Origin of the sequence: Microbacterium sp. (assembly GCF_035687345.1) — a bacterium.
Lineage (GTDB): Bacteria > Actinomycetota > Actinomycetes > Actinomycetales > Microbacteriaceae > Microbacterium.
Window position 1 is genome coordinate 1 of sequence record NZ_DASRXZ010000080.1, and the last position, 5334, is coordinate 5334.

Sequence of the window (5334 nt, forward strand, 5' to 3'; positions counted from 1 at the left end):
GCTGTCCGGCCGGCTCGCCGAGGCATCCGATGATTCCGCACGCGAAGGCGTGCTGCGCGATGCGGGCGAGCGCCTCGGCATCGCACTGGCGCCCATCGTCGGCGCGCTCGACCTGTCGGAGATCGTGCTCTCCGGCCCCCCTGAACTTCTCGGCGGACCACTCGCGGAAGCGACCGCCGAGACCCTCCGCACCCGGACGCTCGCCGAAGTCCATGAGGGAATCCGAGTGCGGATGACGGAGCAAGGCCAGGACATCGTCCTGCGCGGAGCGGCCGTCATGGTCCTGTCAGGACAGCTGGGCGTGTCCTAGACGCCACCAAACCCCCTGGATGGGCCCGCCAGGTCCCATCCGAACCAAGAGAGAACGAGGGAATCATGAAGAAGACGCTCGGAGCCGTCGCCCTCCTGGGCGCGACGGCGCTTGCCCTGGCCGGCTGTGCCGGCACCAGCGGCGGCGGGAGCACCGAAGAGACCGGCGCGGAGATCCGCGTGTGGCTCAACGGAACCGACACCCCGCAGGAGGCGCGCGACTACCTGAAGGAGACGTTCGAGGAGGAGAACCCGGGCAACACGCTGGTCATCGAGGAGCAGTCGTGGGAGGGCCTCGTCGACAAGCTGACCACGAGCCTGTCGAGCTCGGACAGCCCTGACATCGTCGAGATCGGCAACACGCAGTCGCCGGCGTTCACGTCGGTCGGCGCGCTGCTGGACATCTCTGACATGTACGAGACCCTGGGCGGCGACGACCTGCTGCCGGGCTTCGTCGAGGCAGGCTCCTACGACGACAAGTTCTACGCTCCGCCGCTGTACTCGGGCGCTCGCGTCGTGTTCGCCGACCCGGCACTCGTGTCGGAGGCGCCGGCCACGCTCGAGGACTACATCGCCGAGGCGAAGGAGCTCGCCGCGTCGAACCCCGGCAAGTCGGGCATCTACTTCGCCGGTCAGGACTGGTACAACGCGCTCCCGTTCATCTGGGAGAACGGCGGCGAGCTCGCCGTCGAGGACGGCGGTGAGTGGGACGCTCAGCTGAGCTCGCCCGAGTCGGTCAAGGGCCTCCAGCAGGTGCAGGACCTCATGACCACCGCCTCGGTCGCCCCGAAGGACGGCGACAACGCCGAGCCGTGGACCCCGTACTGCGAGGGTGCGGCGATCCAGTTCTCGGCACCGAACTGGGCCCTCGGCCTGGCGAGCGCGTGCGAGACCGACAACCCGCCGGCCGCTCCGTTCGTGTACGCGCTGCCGGGCGCCGACGGCGGCGCCGCCCAGGTGTTCGCCGGTGGCTCGAACATCGGCATCTCGGCCAAGTCGGCTCACCCTGAACTGGCCAAGAAGGCGCTCGAGATCATCCTGAGCGACGAGTTCCAGACGATCTACGGCGAGAACGGGCTCATCCCGGCGAAGAAGTCGCTCGCATCCACGCTCGGGGACTCGGCCGAGGCGCAGGCGTTCGCCGAGGCCGCGGGCAACGCGAAGCTCACCCCGGCTTCGCCGAACTGGGCCGAGGTCGAGGCTGCGCGCATCCTCGAGGACTTCTTCGTGAAGATCGCGCAGGGCGGCGACGTGCAGTCGCTGGCCGAGGAGGTCGACCAGAAGATCGAGGACATCCTCAACGGCTGAGGCCGGCTGAACCACCCGGGCGTCCGCGCCCGGAAACGTACCGGGCCGGCGGCTCCCACCGCCGCCGGCCCGGTACTCTCACGATCAGGAGGACTCATGTCCACGCTGCCCAGCGAAGTCGGCCCCGCCGTGAGCGCGGTCGACGGGGAGCGGCTCATCGCACCGGAGGCACCCGAGCCGCCGAGCCGCCGCCGGCGGTTCGTGCGCGCGGGAGGCTTCACGCCGTACGCGCTGCTGACGCCGGCGCTCATCGCGCTCGTCGTGATCACGGGGTGGCCGCTCGTGCAGCTGCTCATCATGTCGTTCCAGGAGTTCGGGCGCGCGCAGGTCTTCGGCGCCCCGCCCGAGTTCATCGGGCTCGACAACTACCTCGAGGTCCTCGGCGACTCGGAGTTCTGGCAGGTCCTCGGCCGCTCGGTCGTCTTCGCGGCGGTCTGCGTCGTCATCACGATGGTGCTCGGCGTGCTCGTGGCGCTGCTGCTCAAGCGCCTCGGGGTCGTGCTCCGAACGCTCGTGTCGATCGGACTGCTCCTCGCGTGGGCGATGCCTCCGCTGTCGGCCACGATCGTGTGGGGCTGGATCTTCGACACGAACTACGGTGTGCTCAACTACATCCTCGCGAACTGGTTCGGCCTCGAGCAGTTCGTGGGGCACGCGTGGCTCATCAACCCCCTGAGCTTCTTCTTCGTCGCGACGATCATCATCGTGTGGGGCGCGATCCCGTTCGTCGCCTTCACGGTCTACGCGGGTCTCACCCAGGTGCCCGACGAGGTCATGGAGGCCGCTCAGCTCGACGGCGCCGGCGGTGCGAAGCGCTTCTTCCTCGTGGTCGTGCCGTACATCAAGTCGATCCTCATCATCGTCACGATCCTGCAGGTGATCTGGGACCTCCGCGTCTTCACGCAGATCTACTCGCTGCAGTCGATCGGAGGCCTCGCCGAGCAGACCAACACGCTCGGCGTCTACATCTACCGCGTCTCGCTCGGGTCGGGTGACTTCGGCGTCGGCGGCGCGATCTCGGTGATCGTCGTCCTGCTTCTCGTCGCGATCTCGATCCTGTACGTGCGCCGGAGCGTCCGCGAGGAGGCCCTGTGACCACCGCAACCCGCACCCCGCCGTCGGCGCCGGTCGCCGCATCCGCGCCGGCCCGTCGCCGTCGCACCCCGCGGCGCCGCATCGGCGGCGTCCTCTCCGGTATCGCCGCGATCGTGGTGTTCGTCGCATCCGTGTTCCCCGTCTACTGGATGGTCAACACGTCGTTCCAGCCGAACGCGCAGGTGCGCGGCAGCGACCTCCACCTCTGGCCCGACAACGCGACGCTCGACAACTACGTCAACGTCATCTTCCATTCGGCGCGCGCGCCGTTCCTTCCCGCGCTCGCGAACTCGGTCGTCATCACGATCATCACGGTCGTCGTCGCCGTCGTGTTCGCGTTCCTCGCGGCGATCGCGGTCACGCGCTTCCGGTTCCGCTCCCGCGCCGCGTTCATCATCTCGATCCTGATCATCCAGATGATCCCGGCCGAGGCGATGATCATCTCGATCTTCCGCCTCATCGACGGGTGGAACCTGCTCAACACGGTGATCGGCCTGTCGGCGGTGTACATCGCGACGGTGCTGCCGTTCACGATCTGGACGCTGCGCGGCTTCGTCAACGGCGTGCCCGCCGAGCTCGAGGAGGCCGCCATGATCGACGGTCTGAGCCGGTCGCAGGCGTTCTGGCGCATCACGTTCCCGCTGCTCATGCCGGGCCTGGTCGCGACCGGCATCTTCGGGTTCATCCAAGCGTGGAACGAGTTCGTGTTCGCGCTCGTGCTGAACCCGCGTCCCGAGGCGATGACGCTGCCCGTGTGGCTGCGCACGTTCCTCGACCCGAACGGCGGCATCAACTGGGCCGAGCTCATGGCGGGCTCGACGCTCGTCGCGATCCCCGTCGTCGTGTTCTTCCTCTTCGTGCAGAGCCGCATGACCAGCGGCCTCGTGGCCGGGGCGGTCAAGGGCTGATGGGCGAGCAGGCGCAGGCCGCCCCCGGCGCGGAGGTCGGCCGATGAGGGTCGGGCTCGATGTCGGAGGCACGAAGACCGAGGTGGTCGCGGTCGACACGGAGGGCGTGATCGCCGGTCGCGTGCGCATGGCGACGGGGTGGGGGCCGGATGCCGTGACTCGCACGATCGTCGACGGCGTCCGTGCGCTCGGGGTGGAGGCGGGAGTCGACCTCGCCGCGGTGCGCTCGGTGGGCGTGGGCATCCCCGGGCAGATCGAGCCGGGTACGGCGCGCGTCGTGCATGCGGTGAATCTCGGGGTCGACGAACTCGATGTCACGGCGTCCGTCGGGCCGCAGCTGGGTGTGCCGGTGCGCGTCGAGAACGACGTCAAGGCCGCGGCGCTCGGCGCCTCCGTGCTGCACGGCGGCACCGGCACGATGGCGTACCTCAACCTCGGCACCGGCATCGCGGCGGGCATCGTCGCGGGCGGCGAACTGTGGCGCGGCACGCGCGGCGCGGCCGGCGAGGTCGGCCACATCTCAGTCGACCCGAACGGCCCCGTGTGCCGTTGCGGACAGCGCGGATGCATCGAGGCCCTCGCGGGCGGCGGCGTCATCGCCGAGCGGTGGGGCCGTTCCGGCGCGCTCCCCGTGCGCGACGTGTTCGACGCGTCGGATGCGGGAGACGCGCGCGCCCTCGAGCTGCGACGCGACCTCGCGCGGGGCGTCGCAGCCGCGGTGCGCGTGCTCGTGCTCACGGTCGACGCCGACGTCGTCGTGCTCGGCGGCGGCATCACCGCCCTCGGCGATCGTCTGCTGGGCGACGTCGTGAACGAGCTGCGCGCGAGCGCCGAGGCATCCGCGTTCATGCGATCGCTTGGTCTCGAAGACCGAGTCGAGCTCCTCCCCGCCGGTTCGCCCGCGGCCGCACTCGGCGCGGCGCTCATCGGCGCCGCCCACGACCCCGAGGAGGCCCTCGCCCATGGCTGAGGTCATCATCGTGTCATCCGAGCAGGAAGCGGGCGCGATCGTCGCCGACGAGATCGTGCGGCTCATCCGCGCGAACCCCGAGACGGTGCTCGGGCTGGCGACGGGCTCGACCCCGCTGCCCGTCTACGAGGCGCTCCGCCCGCGACTCGAAGGCGTCGATGTGTCGCGCGTGCGCGGCTTCGCGCTCGACGAGTACGTGGGGCTGGATCCGGCGCATCCGCAGTCGTACCGGTCGGTGATCACGCGCGAGGTCGTCGAGCCCCTCGGGCTCACCCCGGAGCTCATCCGGACGCCGAACGGCTCGCTCGACGGGATCGAGCACGCGGGCGACGACTACGAGCGTGCGATCGTCGAGGCGGGCGGCGTCGACCTGCAGATTCTCGGGATCGGGACGTCCGGCCACATCGGCTTCAACGAGCCGGGCTCGTCGTTCGCGTCGCTCACGCGCGTCAAGACGCTCATCGAGCAGACGCGCCACGACAACGCGCGCTTCTTCGACTCTATCGACGACGTGCCCATGCACTGCATCACGCAGGGCCTCGGCACGATCCTGCGGGCGCGGCACCTCATGCTGCTCGCGTTCGGCGAGAACAAGGCGGATGCCGTCGCCGGCGCCGTCGAGGGTCCGGTGACGGCGTCGTGCCCCGGTTCGGCGATCCAGCTGCATCCGCACGCGACCGTCGTGGTCGACGAGGCCGCCGCGTCGCGCCTCGAGCACGCGGACTACTACCGCTACGCGTACGC

At 69.9% G+C, this 5334-nt stretch carries 5 protein-coding genes and 1 pseudogene; all 6 read left to right on the forward strand.

The genetic code is table 11. The features are described 5' to 3' along the window. Positions 1-310 (forward strand): annotated as a pseudogene (locus tag VFF97_RS09190) (ROK family transcriptional regulator); the annotation flags it as partial. A 65-nt stretch (positions 311-375) separates the two neighbouring features. Continuing rightward, positions 376-1617: an extracellular solute-binding protein gene (locus VFF97_RS09195; RefSeq protein ID WP_325033197.1), complete on the forward strand. Its 1242-nt coding sequence runs from the start codon at positions 376-378 to the stop codon at positions 1615-1617. A 96-nt stretch (positions 1618-1713) separates the two neighbouring features. Then, positions 1714-2712: a sugar ABC transporter permease gene (locus VFF97_RS09200; protein ID WP_325033198.1), complete on the forward strand. Its 999-nt coding sequence runs from the start codon at positions 1714-1716 to the stop codon at positions 2710-2712. Next, a complete protein-coding gene (locus VFF97_RS09205; protein WP_325033199.1) occupies positions 2709-3620 on the forward strand; it encodes a carbohydrate ABC transporter permease in 912 nt (303 codons plus the stop codon). The genes VFF97_RS09200 and VFF97_RS09205 overlap by 4 nt, the downstream gene beginning before the upstream one ends. Before the next feature lie 43 nt (positions 3621-3663). Next, on the forward strand, positions 3664-4590 hold the full coding sequence (locus tag VFF97_RS09210) for an ROK family protein (RefSeq protein WP_325033200.1): 927 nt from the start codon (positions 3664-3666) through the stop codon (positions 4588-4590). Further along, positions 4583-5334, forward strand: a 752-nt coding sequence (locus VFF97_RS09215; RefSeq protein ID WP_325033201.1) for a glucosamine-6-phosphate deaminase, incomplete at its 3' end; no start/stop codon positions are given. The genes VFF97_RS09210 and VFF97_RS09215, both read left to right, overlap by 8 nt.